This window comes from Alphaproteobacteria bacterium, assembly GCA_041396705.1.
Taxonomy (GTDB): domain Bacteria; phylum Pseudomonadota; class Alphaproteobacteria; order CALKHQ01; family CALKHQ01; genus CALKHQ01.
In genome coordinates this window covers 180800-206749 of the sequence record JAWKYB010000003.1, presented here as the reverse complement: position 1 = coordinate 206749, position 25950 = coordinate 180800, and the positions used below count along the sequence as shown (strand labels likewise).

General features: G+C 70.0%; 20 protein-coding genes and 1 pseudogene. 14 read left to right on the top strand and 7 right to left on the bottom strand.

Going from position 1 to position 25950, the window contains the following annotated elements; all coding sequences use genetic code 11:
- Window positions 1-14 precede the first annotated feature (14 nt).
- A complete protein-coding gene (locus tag R3F55_04300) occupies window positions 15-959 on the bottom strand; it encodes a phytanoyl-CoA dioxygenase family protein (protein MEZ5666652.1) in 945 nt (314 codons plus the stop codon).
- Between the two features lie 81 nt (window positions 960-1040).
- Between R3F55_04300 and R3F55_04295 the strand changes: the two genes are divergently transcribed.
- On the top strand, window positions 1041-1970 hold the full coding sequence (locus R3F55_04295) for a hydroxyacid dehydrogenase (protein ID MEZ5666651.1): 930 nt from the start codon (window positions 1041-1043) through the stop codon (window positions 1968-1970).
- A 93-nt stretch (window positions 1971-2063) separates the two neighbouring features.
- A complete protein-coding gene (locus tag R3F55_04290) occupies window positions 2064-2786 on the top strand; it encodes a hypothetical protein (protein MEZ5666650.1) in 723 nt (240 codons plus the stop codon).
- Between the two features lie 12 nt (window positions 2787-2798).
- Here R3F55_04290 and R3F55_04285 read toward each other — a convergent pair whose 3' ends face one another.
- From R3F55_04285 to R3F55_04270, 4 genes are all read right to left on the bottom strand, one after another.
- Window positions 2799-3560 (bottom strand): hypothetical protein, encoded by a 762-nt coding sequence (locus R3F55_04285; GenBank protein ID MEZ5666649.1) that lies wholly within the window; start codon window positions 3558-3560, stop codon window positions 2799-2801.
- A gap of 81 nt (window positions 3561-3641) precedes the next feature.
- Window positions 3642-4106 (bottom strand): GNAT family N-acetyltransferase, encoded by a 465-nt coding sequence (locus tag R3F55_04280; protein ID MEZ5666648.1) that lies wholly within the window; start codon window positions 4104-4106, stop codon window positions 3642-3644.
- Entirely contained in the window at window positions 4103-6853 is a 2751-nt protein-coding gene (locus R3F55_04275) for a thiamine pyrophosphate-binding protein (GenBank protein ID MEZ5666647.1), read from the bottom strand. Before R3F55_04275 ends, R3F55_04280 begins: the two co-directional genes overlap by 4 nt.
- A gap of 49 nt (window positions 6854-6902) precedes the next feature.
- Window positions 6903-8324, bottom strand: coding sequence for a short-chain fatty acyl-CoA regulator family protein (locus R3F55_04270; GenBank protein ID MEZ5666646.1), 1422 nt, complete (start codon window positions 8322-8324; stop codon window positions 6903-6905).
- 138 nt (window positions 8325-8462) lie between these two features.
- Between R3F55_04270 and R3F55_04265 the strand changes: the two genes are divergently transcribed.
- From R3F55_04265 to R3F55_04245, 5 genes are all read left to right on the top strand, one after another.
- Window positions 8463-9980 (top strand): MmgE/PrpD family protein, encoded by a 1518-nt coding sequence (locus R3F55_04265; protein ID MEZ5666645.1) that lies wholly within the window; start codon window positions 8463-8465, stop codon window positions 9978-9980.
- Window positions 9980-10873: a methylisocitrate lyase gene (gene prpB, locus R3F55_04260; protein ID MEZ5666644.1), complete on the top strand. Its 894-nt coding sequence runs from the start codon at window positions 9980-9982 to the stop codon at window positions 10871-10873. The genes R3F55_04265 and prpB overlap by 1 nt, the downstream gene beginning before the upstream one ends.
- A gap of 109 nt (window positions 10874-10982) precedes the next feature.
- The gene (locus tag R3F55_04255; protein ID MEZ5666643.1) at window positions 10983-12116 is read left to right on the top strand and encodes a bifunctional 2-methylcitrate synthase/citrate synthase; all 1134 of its coding nucleotides are present in this window, start codon (window positions 10983-10985) and stop codon (window positions 12114-12116) included.
- A 91-nt stretch (window positions 12117-12207) separates the two neighbouring features.
- A complete protein-coding gene (locus R3F55_04250) occupies window positions 12208-14106 on the top strand; it encodes a propionyl-CoA synthetase (GenBank protein MEZ5666642.1) in 1899 nt (632 codons plus the stop codon).
- 198 nt (window positions 14107-14304) lie between these two features.
- Window positions 14305-15228, top strand: coding sequence for a crotonase/enoyl-CoA hydratase family protein (locus R3F55_04245; GenBank protein ID MEZ5666641.1), 924 nt, complete (start codon window positions 14305-14307; stop codon window positions 15226-15228).
- 96 nt (window positions 15229-15324) lie between these two features.
- On the opposite strand, the gene R3F55_04240 is transcribed toward R3F55_04245, so the two are convergent.
- Both R3F55_04240 and R3F55_04235 read right to left on the bottom strand, forming a co-directional pair.
- The gene (locus R3F55_04240) at window positions 15325-17823 is read right to left on the bottom strand and encodes an ATP-binding protein (GenBank protein MEZ5666640.1); all 2499 of its coding nucleotides are present in this window, start codon (window positions 17821-17823) and stop codon (window positions 15325-15327) included.
- A gap of 8 nt (window positions 17824-17831) precedes the next feature.
- Window positions 17832-19439, bottom strand: coding sequence for an ATP-binding protein (locus R3F55_04235; GenBank protein ID MEZ5666639.1), 1608 nt, complete (start codon window positions 19437-19439; stop codon window positions 17832-17834).
- Window positions 19440-19729: 290 nt separating this feature from the next.
- Here R3F55_04235 and R3F55_04230 point away from each other — a divergent pair, with 290 nt between their 5' ends.
- The 7 genes and pseudogenes from R3F55_04230 to R3F55_04200 all read left to right on the top strand — a co-directional run bounded on the left by R3F55_04230 (window position 19730) and on the right by R3F55_04200 (window position 25949).
- On the top strand, window positions 19730-21493 hold the full coding sequence (locus R3F55_04230) for a hypothetical protein (protein MEZ5666638.1): 1764 nt from the start codon (window positions 19730-19732) through the stop codon (window positions 21491-21493).
- Window positions 21493-22065: a hypothetical protein gene (locus tag R3F55_04225; GenBank protein MEZ5666637.1), complete on the top strand. Its 573-nt coding sequence runs from the start codon at window positions 21493-21495 to the stop codon at window positions 22063-22065. The genes R3F55_04230 and R3F55_04225 overlap by 1 nt, the downstream gene beginning before the upstream one ends.
- A gap of 98 nt (window positions 22066-22163) precedes the next feature.
- Window positions 22164-22490: pseudogene (locus tag R3F55_04220) on the top strand (NAD(P)-dependent oxidoreductase).
- A gap of 13 nt (window positions 22491-22503) precedes the next feature.
- Complete coding sequence (locus R3F55_04215; GenBank protein MEZ5666636.1) at window positions 22504-23145, top strand: NAD-dependent epimerase/dehydratase family protein; 642 nt, start codon at window positions 22504-22506, stop codon at window positions 23143-23145.
- 10 nt (window positions 23146-23155) lie between these two features.
- The gene (locus R3F55_04210) at window positions 23156-23887 is read left to right on the top strand and encodes a nucleotidyltransferase family protein (protein ID MEZ5666635.1); all 732 of its coding nucleotides are present in this window, start codon (window positions 23156-23158) and stop codon (window positions 23885-23887) included.
- A complete protein-coding gene (locus R3F55_04205; GenBank protein ID MEZ5666634.1) occupies window positions 23884-24891 on the top strand; it encodes a GDP-mannose 4,6-dehydratase in 1008 nt (335 codons plus the stop codon). Before R3F55_04210 ends, R3F55_04205 begins: the two co-directional genes overlap by 4 nt.
- Window positions 24891-25949, top strand: a complete 1059-nt coding sequence (locus tag R3F55_04200; GenBank protein ID MEZ5666633.1) for a kinase — start codon at window positions 24891-24893, stop codon at window positions 25947-25949. The genes R3F55_04205 and R3F55_04200 overlap by 1 nt, the downstream gene beginning before the upstream one ends.
- Window position 25950: the final 1 nt, after the last annotated feature.

Below are 25950 nucleotides of genomic sequence, written 5' to 3'. Positions count from 1 at the left end.
GCGGCCGGCCGCTGTCAGCTGGCGAAGCCGGGCGTGGCGCGATAGCGGCCGCGGGCCTGGTCCAGGGTCATGCTGCCGGCCTCCGCCGCCGCGGCACCGGGCTCGCGCCAGCGGTCGAGTCCGAGCAGCCGGCGGCCCAGCGGGGTCAGCGCGGCGGTGGTGCCGTGCCTGCGTTCCCATTCGCGCGGGTCGCCGGGAAACGGGTCGCCCTGCGGCGCCAGCCGGTGCAGCCAGCTGTCGATCCGCCATTGCCGCGCCGCCGCGTTGTCTTCCTGCGCCGGCGACATCGCGATGTACTGTGCCATCCGCGGCCGCGACGAGCGGTTCGGCGCGACGCCGTGCGCCAGCTGGCTGTTCCAGATCAGCAGGTCGCCGGCGCGCAGCGGCACCGCGCGCACGGTCAGGCCGGCCATGTCCGGCCGGTTCGGGTCGCGGTCCGGCGGCTGGCTCTTTACCCACTCCGGGAACAGCCGCGGCATGCCCGGGACGCACTGGAAGCCGCCGCCGCCCTCGGCCACGTCGGTGAGCGCCAGCACGCCCTGCACGTCGAACGGCAGCGGCTCGACCGAGGTGTCGATGTCCCAGTGGATGAAGCCGGCGAAGCGTCCGCCGTCCGGCTGCGGCGGGTTGAAGTTGACCCGGTCGATGGTCACCCACAGCGCCTCTGTGTCCCAGATATCGGCGAAGGCGCCGTGGATCCGCGGCAGTTGTCGGTTCGCCCACATCGCCGGATGGTGGTACATCTCGACCATCCCGGCGCCGTTCAGTTCCTCCATCCCGTTCCTGCGCGCGGCCGGCCGGTTCCATTCCTCCGGCCGGTCCGGGCTGAAACCGGTGAATTCGTAGATCGCATCGATCACGGCCTGCACGTTGGCGGGCGGCGCGGCCTCGCGCACCACGACATAGCCGTTGTCGTCCCAGAAGCGCAGGTCGTCGGCAGTCAGTACGCGGCTTGACATGGCGGTTCCTCCCAACCCCATTCTGTCGGCGCCGGCGGGCCGGTCAATGCCGACATCGAACACCATGCCTGTAGGGAGGCCATGCCCGATATCGTCATCTCCGAGTTCATGGAGCCCGCCGCGATCGACCGCCTGCGCGACGGCTTCACGGTCCACTACGACCCGCAGCTGTTCGCCGATCCGGCAAGGCTCAACGCGGCGGTCGGCGGCTGTCGCGCGCTGATCGTGCGCAATGCCACCCAGGTCCGCGCGCCGCTGCTGGCGGCCGCCCGCAACCTCGGCATCATCGGCCGGCTCGGCGTCGGGCTCGACAACATCGACACCGAGCTGTGTGCGGCCGGCGGCATCAAGGTGGTGCCGGCGACCGGCGCCAACGCGATCTCGGTGGCCGAGCTGGCCATCGGCGCCATGCTGGTGCTGATGCGCGGCACGTACCACGTCAGCGACCGGCTGCGCGCCGGCGAATGGCCGCGGCTGGAACTGATGGGCCGCGAGATCTTCGGCAAGACGCTGGGGCTGGTCGGCTTCGGCCACGTCGCGATGGCGCTGGCCGAGCGGGCGCGCGGCATGGGCCTCGCCGTGATCGCCCACGATCCGGCCTTCGCCGACGACGATCCGGTCTGGCGGGCCCGCGGCGCCGAGCCGGCGTCGCTGGCGCGGATCCTGGCCGAGGCCGACATCCTGTCGGTGCATGTGCCGCTGACCGATGCGACCCGCAACCTGATCGGCGCGGCCGAGCTGGCGCTGATGAAGCCGCGGGCGATCGTGATCAACACCGCGCGCGGCGGCATCGTCGACGAGCGCGCGCTGGCCGCGGCGCTGAAGGCGGGCCGGATCGCCGGCGCGGCGCTGGACGTGTTCGAGACCGAGCCGTTCGACCGCGCCTCGCCATTGGCCGACGCGCCCAACGCCCTGCTGATGCCGCATGTCGGCGCGATGACCGAGGAATCGAACCAGCGGGTCTGCAGCATGATCGCCGACGCGGTGATCGCCCACCTGCGCGGCGCCTGAGCCGGCGAACGGAATTCCGCCACGATGCGTGGCCATCTTGGCCGGCGATTATTTCAGCGGCCGATGAGAATGCGGCCAGAAAGGGACGTTTCGTTGCACAGAGTGAAACAATCGGCGGCGTCGTGGCTGGTTCTCGGCGTCGTTGCCGCCACGGCGGCGCTGCCCGCCGCGGCCGAGCCCTTCCGGGCGATGCCGGTCGACGAGGCGAGCGAGGTGCCGGAGCTGGCGACCCTGCGCGACGCGCTGCTGGCAGCGGTGCGTGCCCGCGACGTCGAGGCGGTGGTCGCGCTGGCCGACCCGCACATCGTGCTCAGCTTCGGCGGCGACGGCGGCCGCGAGACGCTGCGCGCCTGGCTCGAGGGCGACGACGAGACGCCGTGGCTGGGCCCGGAATACTGGCGGCAGCTGCAGACGGCGCTGGAGCTTGGCGGATCGTTCTGGCACGACGAGGCCGGTGCGCTGCGCGACTTCTGCGCGCCCTACACCTTCTACGCCGACTACCCGGTCGAATGGGACGTGTTCGAGGTGATCGTCGTCATCGGCGATGCGGTGCCGATGCACGCCGGGCCGGACGCCGCCAGCGCGGTGGTCGCCACGCTGGACCACGACGTCACGCGCATCGTCGACAACGGCAGCGGCTTCGACCCCGAGAACCCGCTTGCGCCCTATTGGGTGCGCGTCCAGACGGCCGACGGCGCCCACGAGGGCTGGCTGCTGTCCGACGACTTCCGCTCGCCGGTGGACTATCGCGCCTGCTTCCACATGGACGAGGCGTCCGGCGCCTGGACCTGGGACGCCTTCGTCGCCGGCGACTGAGCGGCGCGGCCGTCAGGCTGCCAGCGCCTCGAACGGGTCGATGAAGGCCCAGTCGGATTCGAGCACCGCCTGCCAGCAGCCGGCGATGCCGTGCGCGCCCATCAGCCCGGCTTCGCGCAGCACGTTCGGCAGCATGACATGGGTGCCGATATGGTCGTTGCCGCCGAGATGCGAGCTGACCCGGTCGCTGTCGAGGCGGAAGTTGAGCCCGCTGGTGGTGCCGGGCGGCAGCGCCTGAGGCTTCACGAACAGATAACGTGCGGCCATGTTGATGAGCGAACTGCCGGGAACGAAGCCCGGCACCTGCGGCAGCCGCGACGCCTCGATGGCGCCGCGCATCGCCGGCGCGTTGAAGGTGCAGAACGGCAGGTCCAGCGCGACGCCGCACACCTGCGCCAGCCCGCCGCCGAGCGAATGGCCGGTCAGCGAGACGCGGCCGCCGCCGCGCCGGGCGAAGGCCTGCGCGACGGTGGTCAGGTTGATCGCGCAGGTCGCCTGCGACGGAATCAGCCGGGCCGCGATTTTCATGTCCGCAAGCAGGTCCTGGAAGAACTTGCCTTTCTGGCCGGGGTTGGTGCCGCAGAAGCTGACCACCCAGTCGCGGTCCCTGTTGTAGATCGCGCCCTGGAAGCCGCTGCCCAGCAGCCCGCCCTGCACGAATTTCTGCACCGTCCAGTCGTCGACCATGTAGCCGGGCGGGCTGGCGCTGTACTGGCTGGGCGTGGCGTTGTAGGTCGCGATCGCCATCTTGGCGTAGTCGAGGCAGGTGGCCATGTTCGAGTCTCCGCCGGACCGGGGGCGCCAGATTACGGGCGGCCGGATTCGAATCGGTAAATCGGAAACGGTGCCGCGCGGTTAATAGGCGGTCGGGTCGAACTTCTTCTCGTACATCGCCCATTGCGACTTGACCGCGATGCGGTCGTAGACGGCGCGGGCGCGGTAGTTGCTGTCGCTGGTGATCCAGCGCAGCAGCGGCCAGCCGCGGGCCTGGGCGATGTCGTAGACCGCCAGCATCAGCGCCTCGGCGGCGCCGGTGCCGCGGCGGTCCGGATCGACGAACAGGTCGTCGATGAAGCCTGCGTCCTTGGCCCGCAGCGGGCTCGGCATCGCGCGGAAGTGGACCAGCCCGACCAGCCGGTCGTCCTGGCGCGCGACCAGGCCCTCGAACACGTGGCCCGGGTCCATCAGCCAGCCCCAGACGACCTCCGCGCCCTCCGGCCCCAGCGGCGAGTGGTAGAAGTCGGCATAGCCGGCATAGAGCGTCAGCCACTGCGCCTTGTGGTGCGCGGCGACCGGTTCGATGGTCAGTTGGTCCGTCATCCTGCAGAAGCCCTGATTGCGCTGAGGGTTGTGGTGGGGGTGATCGCCTCGGGGTCGACCACCAGTTCGATCACCGCCGGCCGGCCGCTGTCGCAGGCCGCGCGGAACGCCGCCGGGAAGTCGTCGGTGCGGGTCACCCGCGCCCCGTGGCAGCCATAGGCCGCCGCCAGCGAGACGAAGTCCGGGTTGGCGAGGTCGGTGGCGATGCGCCGGCCCGGATAGGCCCGCTCCTGGTGCATGCGGATGGTGCCGTAGAGCCCGTTGTTGACGATCACGACGACGATGGCCGCGCCGTGCTGGACCGCGGTGGCCAGTTCCTGCGAGGCCATCATGAAGCAGCCGTCGCCGGCGAATGCGACGACGGTGCGGTCGGGGTGGCGCAGCTTGGCCGCGACCGCGGCGGGCAGGCCGTAGCCCATCGAGCCGTTGGTCGGCGCCAGCTGGCAGCCATGGCGGCGATAGCGGTGGAATCGGTGCACCCAGGCGCTGTAGTTGCCGGCGCCGTTGGCGACGATGGTGTCCTCCGGCAGGTTGGCGGCGAGCCAGGCGACGACGTGGGCGAGCCTGACGTCGCCCGGGCTGTCGACCGGCGCATTCCAGCGCGCGTATTCGGCATGCGCCGCGTCTGCCGCGCCCGCCCAGGCAACCGCTTGCGGCGGCGCGACATCGGCCAGCGCCCGAGCGAAGGCGTCGGGCGCCGCAGCTACCGCCAGCGCCACCGGGAACACGCTGCCCGGCTCGGCCGGGTCCGGATGGACGTGGATCAGGGTCTCGGCGGTGCGGGCCGGGTCGAAGCGGCTGTAGCCGGCGGTGGTCATCTCGCCCAGCCGCGGGCCCAGCGCGAGCACGCAGTCGGACTGCGCCACCCGCTCGACCAGCTTCGGATTGGCGCCGATGCCGTAGTCGCCGGCATAGCAGGGATGGGCGTTGTCGATATGGTCCTGGCGGCGGAACACCGCGGCGACCGGGATCGACCACGCCGCGGCGAAGCGCTGGATCGCGTCGCGGCCGGCCGCCGACCACGGGCTGCCGCCCAGCAGCACCACCGGCCGGCGGGACGAAGCCAGCCGTTCCGCCACCGCAGCGACCGCGTCGGGCGCCGGCGCCACCGCCGGCGTCGGCACCGGCGGGCGCAGCGGCGCCTCGGCGGGGCCGCTCAGCATGTCCTCGGGCAGCGCCAGCACCACCGGGCCGGGCCGCCCCGCCATGGCGACCGACCAGGCGCGGGCGACATATTCGGGGATCCGATCGGCGCGGTCGATCTGCGCGACCCACTTGGCCAGCGGCGCGAAGAACAGGCGGTAGTCGACCTCCTGGAACGCCTCGCGGTCGAGCATGCTGCGGCCGACCTGGCCGACGAACAGGATCATCGGCGTGGAGTCCTGCCGGGCGATGTGCACGCCGACGCTGCCGTGGGTGGCGCCGGGGCCGCGCGTGACGAAGGCGACGCCGGGCCGTCCGGTCAGCTTGCCGTCGGCCTCGGCCATCACCGTCGCCCCGCCCTCGTGCCGGCAGGTGACCACGTCGATGGCCTGGTCGTAGAGTCCGTCCAGCGCGGCGAGATAGCTTTCGCCCGGCACGCAGAACACGCGTTCGCAGCCGAGCCGGGCCAGCTGTTCGGCCAGCAGCGCGCCGCCGTGTCGGAAGTTGGGTCGGTTCATGCGGTTACGGTCCCTGCCACTTGGTCTGCCGTCACTGCGCGCCGACGGCGGCGGCGCGGCAAGCCGGGCCGGCGCACCGGCCCTCCAGCGGGTCCGCCGGATGGCCGCGTCGCGTCGCGCCTCGCAATGACGGAGAGAAGGCGAACATCGCAGACGTCGTCTTAGCGGCCGCCGCCGCGCTTCGCCAGCCCGGCCTGCTCCAGCGCCTCCAGCGTGCGCGGCCAGTCCTGCTTCAACAGGCGCGATAAGCGAACGGTCGGCCAGCACCTTGCCGCCGGTCTGGCAGCGCGGGCAGTAGTTGGTCTCGTTGTCGGCGTAGCGGATGCGCTGGATCGGCGCGCCGCATTGCGGGCAGGGCCGGCCGAACCGGCCGTGGGCGGCCATGTCGTCGCGGAAGGCGGTCACCTTGGCCGGCCAGGCCCGCTCGGCCTCGGCGCACAGCCGGTCGCGCCATTCGGTGAGCGTCGATACCGTGGCGTCGTGCAGCGCCGCCACCGCGGCGTCGTCCAGGCTCGCGGTCATCGTCACCGGCGACAGCCGGGCCCGCAGCAGGATCTCGTCGGAATAGGCGTTGCCGATGCCGCTGAACAGTTGCGGATCGGTCAGCGCCCGCTTCAGCGTGTGGTTGGCCGCGCGCAACCGCGCGGCGAAGGCGTCGCGGCCGCACGCCAGCGGCTCGATGCCGCCGGGATCGTGGGCCGCGAGTTCGGCCGCCGACGCGACCAGGTGCAGCGCGGCGCGCCGCTTGGTGCCGGCTTCGGTCAGCAGCAGCGTGCCGCCGTCGAAATCGAACGCCGCCTGGCCGCCGCGGCCGCCCGGTATGGCCGCCCCTTCGGCATCGCGCCATTGCAGCCGGCCGGCGATCATCAGGTGCAGCACCAGCCAGTGGTCGTTGGCCAGCCCGATGGCGATGCGCTTGCCGATGCGGCGCAGCACCGCCACCGGCTGGCCGGCGAGCGCGTCCGGCTTCGGCGTCACGCTGCGCAGCAGGAATGGGTTGGCGATGCGCAGGCCCTTGAACGTGCGGCCCTGGATCCGCGGCCGCAACGCGTGCAGATAGGCCTCGATGTCGGGCAGCTCCGGCACGCAGCCTCCCCCCCTTCCCTTGCCGCGACCCTCCGCCCGGCCGACGCGATCAGAACGCGTAGGGCACCGCGTCGCGCCGGCTCGGGTCAAGCAGGATCGCGCGGTCGATCGGCGGGAAGGCGCGCTGCGGGCATTCGACCCGTTCGCAGATGCGGCAGTTGACCCCGATCTTGACGTAGGAGCGGGCGTCGTCGAGGTCGAGACCGGAGGCATAGACCAGCTCGCCGGCATGGGCGAACTCGCAACCGAGCCCGATGGCGTAGCGCCGGTCCTGCTCCAGATAGCCGCGGCCGCGCTTGACCACGCTGCGGGCGATGCAGAGATAGCGCTTGCCGTCGGGCATCTCGGCGAGCTGGACCAGGAAGCGGCCCGGCGTCACGAAGGCCTGGTGCACGTTCCACAGCGGGCAGGTTCCGCCGAAGCGCGCGAACTGGAATGAGGTCGCGCTGTGCCGCTTGGTGATGTTGCCGGCCTGGTCGACGCGCACGAAGAAGAACGGCACGCCGCGCGCACTCGGCCGCTGCAGCGTGCTCAGCCGGTGGGCGACCTGCTGCAGGCTGGTGCCGAACGCCAGCTGCAGCCGCTCCAGGTCGTGGCGCAGCTCGCGCGCCTGCTGCAGGAACCGGCCATAGGGCATCAGCAGTGCGCCGGCGAAATAGTTGGCCAGCGCGATCCGGCAGATCGCGCGCGCGTCGGCGCTGACCAGCTCCGACCCGGCGACGATGGCGTCGATCTCGCGGCCGTGGCGCAGCAGGCCGACCTGGTGGGCGAGCAGGAAGGCGATGCTGGGCCGGTCCAGCGCCGGGTTTATCGCGATCACGCCGGCGCTGCGGTCGAAACGCCAGAAGCGCTGCGCCGACGGGTCGTCCAGGTTCATGGCGACGCGCACGTCCAGCTCGCGGCGCAGCACGTCGGCCAGCAGCCGGCCGTTGTCCTCGCCGCCGATGCCGATCTGCTCGGCCATGAGCTCGGCCGCGCGGTCGAGCCCGTCGACGTAGTTGTTGTGGTAGTGGAAGTAGTCGCGGACCTCCTCATAGGGCAGCAGCGCGCCCTCCTGGCCGCCGTCGGGCGAGGCGAGGCTGTCGTCGACGGCGCGCAGCCGCTCGCGCAGGCGCCGCGTCTCGCGATGCATGACGATCAGGCTGCGGGCGACGTTGGGCGCGGTGGCGGCCACCTGCTTGATCTCCTGCAGCCCCGGCGCCTGGCCGGCGAAGATCGGGTCGCCCAGCGTCTCGCGCAGGTCGGCGACGATGCGCTCGTGGTCGTCCTCGGCGAACTCGCCGACGTCGATGCCGAAGGCGCGGCTCAGCGCCACCAGCACGGTCGCCGTCACCGGCCGTTGGTTGTTCTCCAACTGGCTGACGTAGCTCAGCGACAGGCCGAGGCGGCCGGCGAGATCGGCCTGGGTCAGCCGGCGCTCGTCGCGCAGCGCCTTCAGCTTGTGGCCGAGAAACAGCTTGGCATCGTCCATCGATTCACAACTTCGCAAAATCGCAACTGCGTATCGTGCGAACTTTACAGACTGGCCGTTTCAGCACAATCCGGATTTGCTTTCGCGCCCGAATGCCGGAAGATGCAAGCGCCCCTCAGCGATCAGGATTCAACGCCGATGAAGACCCATGTCGTCACCGTCCACCCGGAAAAGGACCGCCTGCCGAAGGCCGGGCAGCTGGCCTACAAGATCGCGCAGGTGGCGGCCGACCCGGTGCACGTGGACGACGACGTCGCCGAGATGATCGTCAACCGCATCATCGACAATGCGGCGGTGGCGATGGCCTCGGTCAACCGGCGCCCGGTGATGACCGCCCGCGCGCAGGCGGAGGCGCATCCGCGCGCCGGCGGTGCGACCGTGTTCGGCCTCCCTGGCGACCGCCGCTTCTGCGCCGAATGGGCGGCCTGGGCCAACGGCACCGCGGTGCGAGAGCTCGACTTCCACGACACCTTCCTCGCCGCCGACTATTCGCATCCCGGCGACAATATCCCGCCGATCCTGGCGGTGGCGCAGCAGATGGGCTGCGACGGCAAGGCGCTGATGCGCGGGCTTGCCACCGGCTACGAGGTGCAGATCGACCTGGTCAAGGCGATCTGCCTGCACAAGCACAAGATCGACCACGTCGCCCACCTGGGCCCGTCGGCGGCGGCCGGCATCGGCGCCATGCTCGGCCTCGACGTCGACACCATCTACCAGGCGGTGCAGCAGGCGCTGCACGTCACCACCGCCACGCGCCAGTCGCGCAAGGGCGAGATCTCCAGCTGGAAGGCGTTCGCGCCCAGCCACGCCGGCAAGCTGGCGATCGAGGCGGTCGACCGCGCCATGCGCGGCGAAGGCGCGCCCTCGCCGATCTACGAGGGCGAGGACAGCGTGATCGCCTGGATGCTCGACGGGCCCAAGGCCGAGTATCACGTGCCGCTGCCGGAGCCGGGCGAGCCGAAGCGCGCGATCCTCGACAGCTATACCAAGCAGCATTCGGCCGAGTATCAGAGCCAGGCACTGATCGACCTCGCCTTCCGCGTCGGCAAGGAGATCCGGGCGCGCACCGGCGGCGACTGGGACAAGGTCGGCGATATCCTGCTCAGGACCAGCCACCACACCCACTATGTGATCGGCACCGGCGCCAACGACCCGCAGAAGATGGACCCGCAGGCCAGCCGCGAGACGCTGGACCATTCGATCATGTACATCCTGGCGGTGGCGCTGCAGGACGGCGAATGGCACCACGTCCGCTCCTACGCGCCCGAGCGGGCCAACCGGGCCGACACGGTGCGGCTGTGGCACAAGATCCGCACGGTTGAAGAGCCGGAATGGACCCGGCGCTACCACGCCACCGACGCGAAGGAGAAGGCGTTCGGCGGCCGGCTGGAGGTGACTTTCGCCGACGGCTCCAAGCTGGTCGACGAGTTGGCCGTGGCCAACGCCCATTCGCTGGGCGCCGCGCCGTTCCGCCGGCCCGACTACATCGGCAAGTTCGACACGCTGACCGAGGGCGTGGTCGACAAGGCGGAGCGCGACCGCTTCCTGGCCGCGGTCGAGGCGCTGCCCGACGTGCCGGCCGCGCGGATGGGCGAGCTCAACGTGGCGCTGGCGCCCGGCCGCCTGCAGTCCAACCCGGCGAAGGGGCTGTTCTGATGCTGTTCACCACCAAGGACGCCCGGCAGAAGCGGGCCGACTTCCGCGCCGCGCTGGCCAGCGGCCGGCTGCTGCGCTTTCCCGGCGCCTTCTCGCCGCTGGTCGCGATGTCGATCCAGAACATCGGCTTCGACGGCGTCTACGTCTCCGGCGCGGTGCTTTCGGCCGACCTCGGCCTGCCCGACATCGGCCTGACCACGCTGACCGAGGTGTCCGGCCGGGCCGAGCAGATTGCCCGCGCCACCGACCTGCCGGCGATCGTCGACTGCGACACCGGCTTCGGCGAGCCGATGAGCGCCGCGCGCAGCATCCGGACGATGGAGGAGCGCGGCCTGGCCGGCTGTCACCTGGAGGACCAGGTCGCGCCGAAGCGCTGCGGCCACCTCGACAACAAGGCGGTGGTCGAGACGGCGGAGATGGTGCGGCGCATCCGCGCCGCCGCCGACGCCAAGCGCGACCCCAACTTCGTGCTGATCGCGCGCACCGACTCCCGCGCCATCGAGGGGCTGGACAAGGCGATCGATCGGGCCAAGGCCTATGTCGATGCCGGCGCCGACATGGTCTTTCCGGAAGCGATGGCCGACGCCTCGGAGTTCGCGGCGATGCGCAAGGCGCTGGCCGTGCCGCTGCTGGCCAACATGACCGAGTTCGGCAAGTCGGACCTGCTCACCGCCGACCAGCTCGCCGACCTCGGCTACAACGTCGTGATCTATCCGGTGACGACGCTGCGGCTGGCGATGAAGGCGACCGAGGACGGCCTGCGCGAGATCATCGAGAAGGGTACGCAGTCCGGCCTGCTCGACCGCATGCAGCACCGCCGCGACCTCTATGCCCTGCTGCGCTACGAGGACTACAACGACTTCGACCAGTCCATCTTCAACTTCAAGGTGTAGCCGCGCAAGCCGGTCCACGTGCTCTTCGTCATGGCCGGGACAAGCCCGGGCATGACTCGGACGGACGCGCGGCAGGCAGAATGAAAGAACGATCGGGGGAGGACCTGCCGTGACCGACGACGCAGACATCAAGTACGGCCTGGCCGGGGTGGTGGCCGACGTCACCGCGGTGTCGAAGGTCATGGTCGAGACCAACGCGCTGACCTATCGCGGCTATGCGGTGCAGGACCTGAGCGACCATTGCAGCTTCGAGGAGGTCGCCTTCCTGCTGCTGCACGACGACCTGCCCGACCGCGCCCGGCTCGACGCCTTCTGCCGGGCCGAGCGGGCCGAGCGCCAGATCAGCGACGAACTGCAGACGGTGATCGGCCGTTTCCGCAACGACGCGCACCCGATGGACACCCTGCGCACGGCGGTGAGCTTCCTCGGCGTGGAGGACACCCAGGCCGGCGACAACAGCCCGGCGGCCGACATGGCCAAGGCGATGCGGATGCTGGCGCGGATTCCGACCATCATCGCCACCGACTATCGCCTGCGCAACGACCTGAGCCCGATCCCGCCGCGCGCCGACCTGTCGATGGCGGAGAACTTCTTCCACATGTGCTTCGACGAGGTGCCGCCGGCCGACGTGGTCAACTGCTTCGACATCTCGCTGATCCTCTATGCCGAACACTCGTTCAACGCCTCGACCTTCACAGCCCGCACGATCGCCTCGACCGAATCCGACATCCATTCGGCGATCACCGGCGCGATCGGCGCGCTGAAGGGGCCGCTGCACGGCGGCGCCAACGAGGCGGTGATGCACATGATGCTGGAGATCGACGACCCCGACCGGGCACGGGAGTGGATGCTCGACGCGCTGGCGCAGAAGCGCAAGATCATGGGCTTCGGCCACCGGGTCTACCGCAGCGGCGACAGCCGGGTGCCGACGATGACGCAGGCCTTTCACCGGATGGCGGCGATCAAGGGCGGCGACAAGTGGGTGCGGATGTCGACGACCCTGGCCGAGACCATGATCGCCGAGAAGGGCATCCACCCCAATCTCGATTTCCCGACCGGGCCGGCCTACTACCTGATGGGCTTCGACATCCCGATGTTCACCCCGATCTTCGTGATGAGCCGGATCACCGGCTGGGCCGCGCACGTGTTCGAGCAGCGCGCCAACAACAAGCTGATCCGCCCGCTCAGCGCCTATCGCGGCGCGGAGCAGAGGCCGGTGACGCCGCTGGCGGCGCGGGGCTGAGGGCGCGTGGGGTCCCGCGCGTGCCGCAGCCCCCTGCCCGACCGTCAGCGAACCGGAAGCAAGACCAAGAATCGATGCGGAGGAAAGCGCCATGGGAGCCTATGCGGAGGCCTATAGCCGCTCGTTGACCGATCCCGAAGGCTTCTGGGCCGAGGCCGCGGACGCGATCGACTGGTCGCGGCCCTGGGACCGGGTGCTGGACGACGGCAATCCCCCGTTCTACCGCTGGTTCGTCGGCGGCGAGCTCAACACCTGCCACAACGCGGTCGACCGGCATGTCGCCGCCGGCCGCGGCGACCAGCCGGCGCTGATCCACGACAGCCCGGTGACCGGCACCAAGTCGGTGCTGAGCTATGCCCAGCTGCGCGACCGGGTGGCGCGCTTCGCCGGCGCGCTGCGTGCCGAGGGAGTCGGCAAGGGCGACCGGGTCATCGTCTACATGCCGATGGTGCCGGAGGCGGTGATTGCGATGCTGGCCTGCGCACGGCTCGGCGCGGTCCACTCGGTCGTGTTCGGCGGCTTCGCCGCCGCCGAGCTGGCCCACCGCATCGACGACTGCACGCCGAAGGTGATCGTTTCGGCCAGCTGCGGCATCGAGCCGACCCGCGTGGTCGCCTACAAGCCGCTGCTGGACAAGGCGATCGAGCTGGCGCGCCACAAGCCCGACCGCTGCATCGTGCTGCAGCGCGAGCGGCTGGCGGCGGAGATGGTGCCGGGCCGCGACCGCGATTGGCGCGAGGCCGAGGCGGCCGCGGCGCCTGCCGACTGCGTGCCGGTGCGGGCGACCGACCCGCTGTATATCCTCTACACCTCGGGCACAACCGGCCAGCCGAAGGGCATCGTGCGCGACAACGGCGGGCACGCGGTGGCCATGGCGTGGTCGATGCGGCACATCTACGACGTGCGTCCGGGCGAGGTCTACTGGGCCGCGTCGGACGTCGGCTGGGTGGTCGGGCACAGCTATATCGTGTACGGGCCGCTGATCAACGGCAGCACCACGCTGCTGTACGAGGGCAAGCCGGTCGGCACGCCCGATGCCGGCGCCTTCTGGCGGGTGATTTCCGAACATGACATCCGTGTCATGTTCACAGCGCCGACGGCGTTGCGGGCGATCAAGAAGGAGGATCCCGACGGCCGCCACCTCGGCCGCTACGCCATGGGCCGGTTCCGCACGCTGTTCCTGGCCGGCGAGCGCTGCGACCCCGACACCCTGACCTGGGCGCAGGCCAAGCTCGGCGTGCCGGTGATCGACCACTGGTGGCAGACCGAGACCGGCTGGGCGATCGCGGCCAACTGCCTAGGCATCGAGCCGATGCCGGTCAAGCCCGGCTCGCCCACCGTCGCGGTGCCCGGCTACGACGTGCGCGTGCTGGACGAGGACGGCGGCGCCGTGGCGCCGGACCACATCGGCAACATCGCGATCCGCCTGCCGCTGCCGCCGGGAACGCTGCCCACGCTGTGGAACGCCGACGAACGCTATCGCCAGTCCTACCTCGCCCGCTACGACGGCTACTACCTGACCGGCGACGCCGGCCTGGTCGACGGCGACGGCTATCTGCACATCATGAGCCGTATCGACGACGTCATCAACGTCGCCGGCCATCGGCTGTCGACCGGCGCGATCGAGGAGGTGCTGGCCGCCCATCCGGCGGTGGCCGAGTGCGCGGTGTTCGGGGTCGACGATTCCCTCAAAGGCCAGTTGCCGCTGGGCCTTGTCGTGCTGAAGGATGGCGCACAGCACGGGGCAGACACGGTAGCAGACGAACTTGTCGCACGGGTGCGCAATGAAATCGGGCCGGTGGCAGCCTTTCGACATGTCGGAATTGTCGAACGTTTACCAAAGACACGGTCAGGGAAGATTCTGCGTGGAACGATGCAAAAAATTGCAAATGGCCAGCCGTACAAGTCACCTTCCACTATCGACGACCCCGATGTACTAACGGAAATTGCATTACAGCTCCGAAATATTGGTTTCCCGCAAGATCAATAGGTTAATGGCTGACATACGAGAGCGTGCCATTACTAAATTACGGGAGTGTCACATACAATTTGAAATAAATTGAACTCTTGATTTCGCCGGGCGCACCGCCCCATGGTTGTGATGCTGGGATCGATTAGCAATAGGGGAACAACCATGAATGCAATCACGCCACGCGGTGTCACATCCGCTGTGCCGACCGAGCAGGTCATGCCGGTCATGCCGGGCCCGGCGGTCGTCCGCGAGCACGACCCGGGCCAGGAGGCGGATCGGCATATCCTGCCCTGGCTGCTCGAGAAGCGCGGGCTGTCGCAGCTCGAACTGCTCTACGACTCCAAGCAGCAGGCGCTGTGGCAGTATCTGAACCCCACCGATCGGCCGAGCTCCACGCCGGCCCTGCTTGAGGACATGCTGCGCGTGTTCGACCGGCTCGACCGGCATTTCCAGCACCCGGGGGCCACCGAGGTGCCGATCCGCTATCTGGTTACCGCCTCGGCGATTCCGGGCATCTTCAATCTGGGCGGCGACCTGCCGCGGATCGCCAGCCTGATCCGCAACCGCGACCGCGCCGGTCTGCGCGCCTATGCGCATCTGTGCATCGACGTGCAGTTCGCCCGCGCCATGAAGCGGGCGCAGAACTACGTCAGCATCACGCTGGTGCAGGGCGACGCGCTGGGCGGCGGCTTCGAGGCGGTGCTGGCCAACGACATCATCGTGGCCGAACGCAGCGCCAAGTTCGGCATGCCGGAGGTGCTGTTCAACATGTTCCCGGGCATGGGCGCGCTGACGTTCCTGACCCGGCGCGTCGGCCAGACGCTCGCCGAGCGGATCGTGCTGAGCGGCGAGATCTACACCGCCGAGCAGCTGCACGGCATGGGCCTGGTCGACATCCTGGCCGAGGACGGCGAAGGCGAGGAAGCGGTGTCGCAGTTCATCGCGCGGCGCGAACGGCAGTTCCACGCCCGTGCGGCGGTTTATGCGGCGCGCAACACCATCCAGCCGGTGACCCACCGCGAGCTGGTCGACATCACCGAGAGCTGGGTCGACGTGGCGCTGCAGGTGGACGAGCGCGACGTGCGCAAGATGGAGCGGCTGGCGGCGGCGCAGGACAAGCGCAGCGCCGGGATCTGCTGAGCGCGGCCTCTCCCGCGGGGCGAAGCGCGGGAACGGGAGGCGGCCGGGGGGCCCGAGCGCGACATCCGATGCATGCGGGGGACCGCGGCTGAACCCCTACAGCCGCTGGTCGCCCTCGGTCATGCCGGTCAGTTCGCTGCCGATCGCCCGCTGGTACGTCTCCAGTTCCTGGCGCAGCGTCTCCACGGTCTCGCCGGCGATCGCCAGGTTCTCGCGCCGGCTGGCGCGCTGGAACGCCGAGCAGATCGACTGCATGCGCAGCGCGCCGACATGGGCGGCGCTGCTCTTCAGCGCATGGGCGGTGTCGCGCAGCGCGGCCACGTCGCGCTCGTCGGCCGACCGGCCCATCGATTCGATCAGCTGGGCCGCGTCGGCCAGGAATTCGTCGATCACTTCGCGCAAAAACACGCCGGTCGTGTCGAGGTCATTGAGCGCCTGGACCGCCGGCCGATCGATCACCGGCGTCTGACCGGCGCGGAAGCGCGGATGCGCGGTCAGGTCGGTGACGCTGGCCTGGGCGGCATCGCGGTCCTGCGCGGCGGCATAATCCTCGGCCTGCGCCGCGCGGACCGGCGTCGCGGTCAGCCGGTGCACGCAGGCAAGCAGCGCGTCGGGCTCGACCGGCTTGGTCAGCACCTCGTCCATGCCGGCGGCCAGGCAGGTCTCGCGCGTCTGCTCGGTGGCGTCGGCCGTCAGCGCCAGGATCGGGGTGCGCTGGCTGCCGAGTTCCTGGAACCGGAACAGCCGGACCACATCGACGCCGCTGATGCCCGGCATGTTCACATCGAGAATGGCGATGTCGTAGCGCGCGCCGCCGAGCAGGTCGGACGCCTCGTCGCCGTTCACCGCCAGGTCGACCTGGTGGCCGGCGCGGCGCAGGATCATCGCGATCACGCGCCGGTTCACCGGGTTGTCCTCGGCGACGAGGATGCGCAGCATGCGGGTCGGCACGGCCTCCGCGCCATCCTGGTCGGGGCCGATCGCATCGGCGCGGCCCTCGCCGCGCCCGAAGGTGCGGCAGAAGTGGTCGGCGTTGGCCAACTGCTCCGCATCGGCCGGCCCGGTGAGGATGCAGCGCATGCCGCTCCACCCGGCACCCCCGGCCCGCGCCTCGAAGGCCGCGTCGGCGACCACCAGCGGTTCGCGGGCATGGTTGCGGCAGCGCGCCGCCGGCTCGACGATCACCGCGGCCTTGCTCCGTCCGGCCAGGCTGTCGCGCTGGGCCAGTGCCGCCTCGACCGATTCGACGGCGACGACCGGTCCGGCGGCCACGTCCTCGGCCTGCGCCGGAACGGCGGTACCGACCCAGATCGGCGTCACCGCGGCCGGCCGGCTGTCGTTCGCGGCCGCAAGGCCGAACGGCAGCTCGACCCAGAAGCGGCTGCCCTCGCCCAGCTTGGTGTCGACGCCGAGGCGGCCGCCGACCAGCTCGGTCAGCTGCTTGCAGATCGCCAGCCCGAGACCGGCGCCGCCGAAACGGCGTGCGATCGCCTGGTCCTCCTGGGTGAACTGGTCGAAGATGCGGTCGACCGCCTCTTCCGAGATGCCGATGCCGGTGTCGATCACCTCGATGCGCAGCAGGGCGCGCTCCGGCGCCACCTCGACCGGCGAGACCGCGATGCGGACATGGCCGGACTCGGTGAACTTGACCGCGTTCGCCGCCAGGTTGGTGACGATGTGGCGCAGGCAGGCGGTGGTGCCGCGGACGCGGTACGGCGTATGCGCATCGACCAGAACCTGGAACGCCAGGTCCTTGGCCTCGGCCTGCGGCCGGATCATCCGCTCCAGGTCGCTGAGTTCGCGGTAGAGGTCGAAGTCGACGACCTCCAGCGGCATCCGCCCGGCCTCGATGCGCGAGAAGTCGAGAATGCGGTCGATCAGCGACAGCAGCGCGCGGGCGGAGGCGCCGATGGTGCGCGTCATGTCGCTCTGCTCGGCGTTCAGCGAGGTCTTCTGCAGGAGCCCGCCGATGCCGATGATCGCGTTCAGCGGCGTACGCAGCTCGTGGCTCATCGTCGCCAGGAACTGGCTCTTGGCCACGTTGGCCGCCTCGGCCTGGGCCTTGGCTTCGGTCAGCTTGCGGATCAGGCTGGCGACATAGGCCGGCAGCACCAGCAGGCCGAGCATCAGTCCACCCGACAGATACGGCCGCTCCAGCCAGAAATCGGTGAAGGCGAAGACCAGCGCGAAGCTGACCAGGCTGCCCAGCGCGGAGGCCGCCAGGTAGCGGTTGCCGTAACGGAAGCCGTTGCCGAAGGTGATCCACAGATAGATCGGATAGAGCGCCGCGCCGCTGGTTCCGGAAAAGTGGATGACCAGCCCCAGTGTGGTCATGTCGGTGACCATCGCGGCCAGCCGGCGCAGCGGCGAAGGCTGCGGCCGGATCCAGATCAGGGCGAGATAGACCACGGACAGCGCCAGATAGACCCCGGCGACGATCATGGTCAGCAGGTAGGAGCCGTGCTCGAACGGCGTCAGGTTGCCGATCACCGACAGATACGCCCACAGCACGAACACCAGCACCAGGCGGACGATCGCCTGCTCGTGCTCGCTGTCCGGGCGTTCCCGCAGCTTCCTGGTGACCAGGCTGAACATCAGACGCGCTATTCTGACCCGTTTTCCGCGTGCCAGAGCCCGCGGTCGGGCGGGAACTCGATGCGGATCTGGGTGCCCACGCCGACCTCGCTCTCGATCGTCAGCGTGCCGCCGTGCAGTTCGACCAGTTCCTTGGCCAGCGGCAGGCCCAGGCCGGTTCCCGGTGCCGCGGCCAGGTCGGCGTGGCCGATACGCCCGAAGCGCGCCATCGCGGTGCCCAGGTCGCGCTCGGCGATGCCCACGCCGGTGTCGACGACGCTCAGCACCACGCCGGACGTGGCGGCGTCGCGGGCGATGCGCAGCGTGACCCGGCCGTCGGGCGGGGTGAACTTGAACGCGTTGGAGAGCAGGTTGTTCAAGATCTGCTTCAGCCTTCGCTCGTCGCCGAACAGCATCAGGCCTTCCTCGACATCGAGTTCCAGGGCGATCTGCGTCTCGTCGGCCTTCAGCGCGAAGCCGCCCGCCACGGCCGCGACCACGTCGCCGAGATGCACCCAGGATTCGTTGAGCGAGAGCCTGCCGCCCTCAAGTTGCGAAATGTCGAGGATGTCGTCTATCAGTTGCAATAGCAAGCGTGCGCTGCCGACCACGTCGCGCGAATATTCCTGGTAGCGCTTGTTGCCGATCGGCCCGAGCAGCTCCGAGGCGATGATCTCGGCAAAGCCGATGATGGCGTTCAGCGGCGTGCGCAGCTCGTGGCTGGTGTTGGCCAGGAACTCGTTCTTGCTGCGGTTCGCCGCCTCCGCCGCGGTTTTCGCCGCCAGCAGCTGGTGCTCGGCCTGCTTGCGGTCGGTGATGTCCCACGACACGGTCAGGATGTGGACCTCGCTCTCCGGCTCGATCTTCAGCGGCACCTTGCTGGTCATGAACACGGCGCGGCGGCCGCCGGCATCGACCATCTCCTCCTCGAAGGAGCAGCCGAGCTCGCCGCGGCGGATGCGCTCGTCGTAGAGCGAATGGTCGCTGCCGTCGATCAGCGCGCGCAGGTCGTTCCACGACCGGCCGACGATCTGGATGTCGCGGCCGAACAGGTTGCGGCACGCCTTGTTGGCCAGCACGATCACCCCGTTGCCGGTGCGCACGGTGACGATCGCCGGCAAGGCGTCGACGATGGCGTTGATCTTGATGCTGGACAGCCTGTGCTCGTCGGCGCGCAGCTGGTTGGTCAGCTGCAGACGCTCTTCCAGGCTGGCGGCGCGGCGGCGGATGATCTCCTGCTGCTGGCGCAGCATCAGCAGGTTGCTGACCCTGGCGCGGAACTCGCGGTGGTCCAGCGGGCTGATCAGGAAATCGGTGGCGCCGGCGTCCAGCGCCTTGTAGCGCAGCTCGCGCTCCTCATAGACCGTGACGACGACGACCGGCACGTCGTAGCACTTGGGCAGCGAGCGCAGGCGCCGGATGAAGTCGGCGCCGTTCATCGCCGGCATCTTGAAGTCGGTGATGACCAGGTCGACGTCGGACGTCGCCATCCATTCCAGCGCGTCGACCGGATTGTCGAACGGGCGGACCTGGACCCGCGGGCTGAGGCTGGCGGCGAGACGGCCGAGAACGGCGCGATTGGTGGCGCGGTCGTCGACAACGGCGATGACGGGCGCCGACGCGGAGCGGGAGAGCATCGGAAGGCGCGTCACCGTCTTGGCATTCCCGTTCGGGTTCATTTGGAACTTATGCCAAACACCCGCAGACCGATCTAACAAAAACTGATCCATGCCTTCACCAGTCGCCCAGTGCCCCACGCATGACGAATATCTGCCCCACAACTTTTGATCGGTCCGTAAACGCGAAAGACAATTCGTTTCGATTCTGTCTCAAAGAAGTCTCGAATTCCGCAGATCGTGGCAGAGCGCTCTGCGCCGCGGCCGTCGTGGTTAACCAAGCCGAAAGCCCGGCCGCGCATCCATAACCCATGTTCTCCTATCGGATTTCGCCCGAGGCGATGCTTGCGCGCCACGGTGGCGCGCTGCAGGCGCTGCGCGCCGCCGACTTCCTGTCCGCGATCCGGCTCGCCGCCGACCGGCCGGACATCCGCGCGGCCGCGCTGGCGATGGCCGGCAACGAAGCCGCCGGGCTCGACGCCGTGCCGGCGGACTGCGCCACGCCGGTCACGCTGTTCGTGGCGGCGCTGGCCAGCTGGCTGACCGGCGGCGACGCCGCCGCCGATCGCTGGAGCCGGCGGCTGGCGGCCGTGGCACCGTCGCACCCGGGCATCGGCCTGCTGGCGGCGGCACGCGGCGCGCCGGACGGTCCGCTGCTCTACTACACCACCAGCGCGGTACGGAACGCGTTCGCCGACCGGCTGAAGCGCAGCTTCGGCACGGCGGTCACCGTCGTCGGCCACAATCCCGGCCAGGTCGACATCTGCATCGGCATCGATACGCCGCCGGAGGCGCTGGCGCGCGTGCTGGGCGCGATGCCGAAGCTGGTGCTGATCGACCAGCTGTCGATCCTGCCGCGCGCGATCCTGCAGCTGCCCGCGCCGAAGGTGGCGCTGACCACCGACATCGAGTTCTACTGGGCCGCCCGCGGCGGCGAACTCGACGCGATCGACGTGATCCTGACCGGCAATTCCGGCGACCACGCCGAGCTCGGCTATCGCACCGGCACGCAAATCCTGCAGCGGGTGGCGGCGCTGACCGATCTGCCGGAGGCGCCGTTCGCCGTCGGCCTCGCCGCGACGCCGCGGCCGATCGACCTGTTGGCGACCGGCAGCATCGACGGCGCCTTCTTCCCCGACAAGCACAGCCGCTACACCGAGGCGACCCGCGTCGCGGACCGGCACGACGTGCGGCTGCTCGGGCGCGCCTTCGACCGCCCGACCTATTTCGGCCTGCTTGCCCAGGCGAAGTTTGCGCTCACCTCGTCGCGTGCCAGCCACGCCCTGCTCGGCCGCCAGGTCGACGCGCTGGTGCGCGGCACGCTGGTGCTGGCGCCGGAGCATTCCGCCCTGCCGCTGTTGCTCGACAGCGCGGAATGCGGGCTGCTGCCCTACCGCGACGGCCGGGTCGCGCGCGACGTGGAAGCCGCACTGGCGGCCTATCCGGCACACCGCGATGCCTTCGACCAGCCGCGCCGGCTCTTGGCGCCGCACTCGACCGCGCCTATCCGAGCGGTGCCGCCGGCGTGCTGCGCCTGCGCCGCTACCTGCAGTTCCTGGCGGCGATGGTGCGCAGCGGGCTGCGCTGGGAGGAGATCGTGGACGGCACGCCGCCGCGTGCGCGCGCCGGCGCGGTCCGAGGCAGGCTGCGCAGTGGTCAAGTTCGTGCATCTGACCGGCTATCAAGGGCCGCATCGCGCGACGCTGCTGCGTTCGGCGGTACGCGCAACCGTTGACGGACCGCCGGCCATGCCGCAGGTCGCCGAGCGCATCGCCGCGGCCGCCTATGCGGCGATCGGCGACGCCTCGTCCCACCTGCTAAGGCTGCAGGATGCCGGCCGGGCGCGGGTTCGCGGCCGGGTCATGCAGGCGCTCAACCGGGCGCGGAAAGCGACACCGGACAGCCTGGCGGTCTGGTTCGAGATCGGCCGCTTCCTGCTGGCCCGCAACCGCCATCGGCTGGCGGAGCGGGTCCTGGCCGCGATCGCCGACGGCGCGGCACCGACGCTGGACCGGCGGCCCTATCTGATCGGCCTGACCCACGAGTTCGACGATTTCCCTTCGTCGACGCACTGATGCGCGACGTCCTCGCCGGCGGCGACGCCGCGCACGCACGATGCGCCGCCGCCGCACCCGACGGCCGGGCGCAGCGCGCGCTGCGGGCGCGGGCCGCCGCCATGGCGGCCTTCCTGGCCTTTCGCCGGCAGGACGCGGCGACAGCCCTGCGGCGGATGTCGGCGGCCGTCGGCTTCGCGCCGCGCGACACCGAGACGCTGGAATATGTGCTGCTGCTGTCGATCAACCTCGGCAACGAAAGCGCGGTGCAGGCGCGCGCGCTCGGCCTCTATCTCGCCTGTGCGCGCGACGCGTTGGTCTTCGCGCTGCGTTATCTCCCGCTTGCCGTCGGTCTGGCGGACCGGCTCGGCCGGCCTCGGTTGGCCGGGCTGATGCTTCGCCGCTGGCTGCGGGTAAAGGCACGGATGCGATTCAGCGCCGACGGTCGGATCACGGTGAATGCCGAGGAAGCCACGCTTCTTGCCACCCATGCCGGCGACGTCGCGGCGGTGATGGATGCCGCCCGCGGCACGCCGCTGGCGCGCCAGCTGCTGGAGCTCGCCGATGCCGGCGCACAGGCGGCGGTGGCTTAGGACAAACTTAACCCTAGGCTCGACAGATTGCCTCAAAGGCAGTCCACACCGCCGTCCTGCCGGGCTGTCCGCCACCAGAACCCGCGAAGCACAGCAGCATGACAAGTCCCCACCCCATCCTGGTCACCGGCGCGACCGGCTTCATCGGCGGCGCGGTCGCCCGTGCCCTGGCTGCCCAGGGCCATCGCGTGCGGGCGCACCACTGCAAGCGGCCGCCGGCCTTCGACCATCCCCAGGTCGACTGGGTTCGCGCCGACCTGACCCATCCCGCCGCAAGCCCCGCGGTGGTGAAGGGCGTCGGCGCGGTCATCCATTGCGCCGCCAACACCGCCGGCGCCGCGGTGATGACCCGGACGCCGATGGTCCACGTCAACCCGAACGTTTTCATGAACGCAGGCCTGCTCGAGGCCGCCCACCAGGCCGGCGTCGGCCGCTTCCCTGTTCGTCAGCAGCGGCGCGGCCTATCCCGACCTGGGCGACCGGCCGCTCGCCGAGGACGATATGTTCCTCGCCGACCCGCCCGACGTCTATTTCCCGGTCGGCTGGATGAAGCGCTACACCGAAGTGCTGTGCCGGACCTATGCCGAGAAGATCACGCCGGCGATGCAGACGGTGATCGTGCGGCCGTCGAACGTCTACGGCCCCGGCGACAAGTTCGACTTCGGCGCCAGCCACGTCACGGCGGCGCTGATCCGCCGGGTGATCGAGCGGCACGACCCGCTCGAGGTCTGGGGCGACGGCCTCGACGAGCGCGACCTGATCTACATCGACGACTTCGTCGCCGGCCTGCTCGCGGCCTTCCGCCACCCGGCGCAGCATCTCGCCGTCAACATCGCCAGCGGGACCAGCGTCTCGGTGCGGCAGATCCTGCAGACCGCGCTTGACGTCGACGGCTATGCCGATGCCGACGTGCGCTTCGATGCCAGCAAGCCGCGCACCATCCGCGCCCGCCAGTTCAGCACCGCCAAGGCGGCGGGGCTGCTTGGCTTCCACGCAACAACCCCGCTCGACGCCGGCATCGCCCAGACGATCGCCTGGTATCGCAGCGACGGCCCCGGCCGTGTCGCCGCGGCCGCCTGAAAGCATCATCATGGCCAAGACCAACCCGCTCGTCGCGACCACCGCGATCATCCTCGCCGGCGGCTACGGCACCCGGCTGAAGTCGGCGGTCTCCGACCGGCCGAAGCCGCTGGCCGAGATCAACGGCCGGCCCTTTCTCGACTACCAGATCGCCCATCTCGCCCGCGCCGGCATCCGCGACGTGCTGCTGTGCGTCGGCTATGGCGCGCAGATGATCGTGGAGAAGATGGGCGCGAGCTGCCACGGCGCCCGGCTGCGCTATATCCGCGACTGGCCGCTGCGCGGCACCGGCGGCGCGCTGCGGCAGGCGCTGCCGGCTCTGGAAGCCAGCACCGTGCTGGTGCTGAACGGCGACAGCTTCTCCGGCGCCGACCTGCGCAAGCTGGTCGAGGCCCATGCGACGCGGCCGAATACCCAGGCCACCATGCTGCTGGCGTGGCGCGAGGACCGCGAGGCCTTCGGCGGCGTCACGCTGGACGACGCCGGCCAGATCGTGGCGTTCCGCGAGAAGCAGGCCGGCATCGGGCCCGGCTATGTCAACGCCGGCGCCTATGTCTTCTCGCGCTCGGTGCTGGCGGGCATTCCTGCCGACCGGGTGGTGTCGCTGGAGCGCGACGTGCTGCCGGCCATGGTCGGCAAGGGTCTCGCGGGCTGGGTCGATGAGGCGGCGTTCCTCGATATCGGCACGCCCGAGAACTACTTCCGCGCCCATTCGTTCCTCAGGGAGGATGCTGCGGCATGAATATCCTGATCACCGGCATCACCGGCATGGTCGGCAGCCATCTGGCCGAACACCTGCTTGCCGAGCATCCCGACTGCCAAGTCCACGGGCTCATCCGCTGGCGCAGCCCGCGCGACAACATCGCCGCCATCCTCGACCGCGTCACCCTGCACCAGGGCGACCTGCGCGACCTCAACTCGCTGATCGAGCTGATGCGCGCGGTGCGGCCCGACCGGATCTTCCATCTGGCCGCGCAGTCCTATGTCGACCAGAGCTTCCGCGCCCCGGCCGACACGCTGCACACCAACGTCATCGGAACCACCAACCTGCTGGATGCGGTGCGGATCTGCGGGCCCTGGGACAACGGCGGGCCGCGCATCCACATCTGCTCGTCGTCCGAGGTCTACGGCCAGGTGCGCGAGGACGAGCTGCCGATCCGCGAGGACAACCCGATGCGACCGGCCAGCCCCTACGCCGTCTCCAAGGTCGGCGAGGACATGGTGGCATTGCAGTACGGCCTGTCCTACGGCCTGCACATCGTGCGCACCCGCATGTTCACCCACACCGGCCCGCGCCGCGGCGACGTCTTCGCCGAGAGCGCCTTCGCTAAGCAGATCGCCGAGATCGAGGCGGGCGTGCGGCCCAATCCGGTGCTGGTCGGCAACCTGGACAGCGTGCGCACCATCGCCGACGTGCGCGATACCGTGCGTGCCTACTGGCTGCTGCTGGAGAAATGCCGGGCCGGCGAGGTCTACAACATCGGCGGCCGCGAGGTGACGACCGTCGGCGAGATTCTTGCGACCCTGAAGGGCATGGCGCGGGTGCCGATCGAGCACCGGGTCGACCCGGCACGCCTGCGCCCGTCGGACGTCACCCTGCAGGTGCCGTCGATCGACAAGTTCCAGCAGGAGACCGGCTGGGCACCGCGCATCGCCATGCGCCAGACTCTCGCCGACCTGCTCGACTACCACCGCGACCGCATCGCCGGCCGCGCGATCCCGCAGCCGATGAAACAGGTGGCGTGATGTCCATCGTCATCTCGCGCACGCCGTACCGCATCTCGTTCTTCGGGGGCGGCTCGGACTATCCGGGATGGTATCTGCGCGAGGGCGGCGCGGTGCTGTCGACCTCCATCGACAAGTACTGCTATATCAGCTGCCGCTTCCTGCCGCCGTTCTTCGGCGTGCGCCACCGCGTGGTCTGGAAGCACATCGAGCAGGTCAACTCGATCTCCGAGATCCTGCACCCGGCGGTGCGCGAGGGCCTGCGCCACTTCGGCTTCGACGACGACACCGGGCTGGAGATCCAGTACCAGGGCGACCTGCCGGCGCGCTCCGGCATGGGCTCCAGCTCAAGCTTTGCCGTCGGCCTGATCAACGCGCTGCTGACGCTCCGCGGCCAGCGCCTGACCCAGCGCGAGCTCGCCGCCAAGGCGATCGAGCTGGAGCAGCACGTGATGGGCGACCCGGTCGGCAGCCAGGACCAGATGGCCGCCGCGATCGGCGGGCTGAACGTGTTCCGCTTCAACACCGACGGCACCATCGACATCGAGCCGGTGATCCTTTCCGCCGAGCGCCAGCGCGCGATCGAGCAACGGCTGCTGCTGTTCTACACCGGCGTCAGCCGGCTCGGCGGCCAGGTCGCCAAGGACGTGATCGACAACCTGTCGGCCAAGCAGGCGGTCGTTCGCAAGATGATGGCGATGGTCGAGATCGGCCGCGACCTGCTGGTCACCGGCAGCCTCGACGATTTCGGCCGGCTGCTCGACGAGACCTGGCATCTGAAGCGCTCGCTCAGCCGGCAGGTCAGCACATCGCTGGTCGACGACATCTACGAGACGGCCCGTGCCGCGGGCGCCGTCGGCGGCAAGCTGCTCGGCGCCGGCAACTCCGGGTTCATGCTGTTCGACGCGCCGCCGTCGGCGCGGCAGTCGATCTGCCACGCGCTGCGCCATTTCCTGCAGGTCCCGTTCCGGCTGGAAGCATCCGGCACGTCGATCATCCACGACGCCGGCCCCAACCACCTGCCCGGCGCGGTGGAAACGCAGATGCTGATGAAGAAACGGCGCGGACAGGCGGCCTGAC

Coding starts and splice junctions, on each gene's coding strand:
- R3F55_04250 (MEZ5666642.1), top strand. CDS start 12,208: ATGGGAGCCTATGCGGAGGCCTATAGCCGCTCGTTGACCGATCCCGAA.
- R3F55_04285 (MEZ5666649.1), bottom strand. CDS start 3,560: ATGGCCACCTGCCTCGACTACGCCAAGATGGCGATCGCGACCTACAAC.
- prpB (MEZ5666644.1), top strand. CDS start 9,980: ATGCTGTTCACCACCAAGGACGCCCGGCAGAAGCGGGCCGACTTCCGC.
- R3F55_04205 (MEZ5666634.1), top strand. CDS start 23,884: ATGAATATCCTGATCACCGGCATCACCGGCATGGTCGGCAGCCATCTG.
- R3F55_04235 (MEZ5666639.1), bottom strand. CDS start 19,439: ATGCTCTCCCGCTCCGCGTCGGCGCCCGTCATCGCCGTTGTCGACGAC.
- R3F55_04240 (MEZ5666640.1), bottom strand. CDS start 17,823: ATGTTCAGCCTGGTCACCAGGAAGCTGCGGGAACGCCCGGACAGCGAG.
- R3F55_04280 (MEZ5666648.1), bottom strand. CDS start 4,106: ATGACGGACCAACTGACCATCGAACCGGTCGCCGCGCACCACAAGGCG.
- R3F55_04200 (MEZ5666633.1), top strand. CDS start 24,891: ATGTCCATCGTCATCTCGCGCACGCCGTACCGCATCTCGTTCTTCGGG.
- R3F55_04300 (MEZ5666652.1), bottom strand. CDS start 959: ATGTCAAGCCGCGTACTGACTGCCGACGACCTGCGCTTCTGGGACGAC.
- R3F55_04225 (MEZ5666637.1), top strand. CDS start 21,493: ATGCGCGACGTCCTCGCCGGCGGCGACGCCGCGCACGCACGATGCGCC.
- R3F55_04265 (MEZ5666645.1), top strand. CDS start 8,463: ATGAAGACCCATGTCGTCACCGTCCACCCGGAAAAGGACCGCCTGCCG.
- R3F55_04270 (MEZ5666646.1), bottom strand. CDS start 8,324: ATGGACGATGCCAAGCTGTTTCTCGGCCACAAGCTGAAGGCGCTGCGC.
- R3F55_04210 (MEZ5666635.1), top strand. CDS start 23,156: ATGGCCAAGACCAACCCGCTCGTCGCGACCACCGCGATCATCCTCGCC.
- R3F55_04230 (MEZ5666638.1), top strand. CDS start 19,730: ATGTTCTCCTATCGGATTTCGCCCGAGGCGATGCTTGCGCGCCACGGT.
- R3F55_04295 (MEZ5666651.1), top strand. CDS start 1,041: ATGCCCGATATCGTCATCTCCGAGTTCATGGAGCCCGCCGCGATCGAC.
- R3F55_04245 (MEZ5666641.1), top strand. CDS start 14,305: ATGCCGGTCATGCCGGGCCCGGCGGTCGTCCGCGAGCACGACCCGGGC.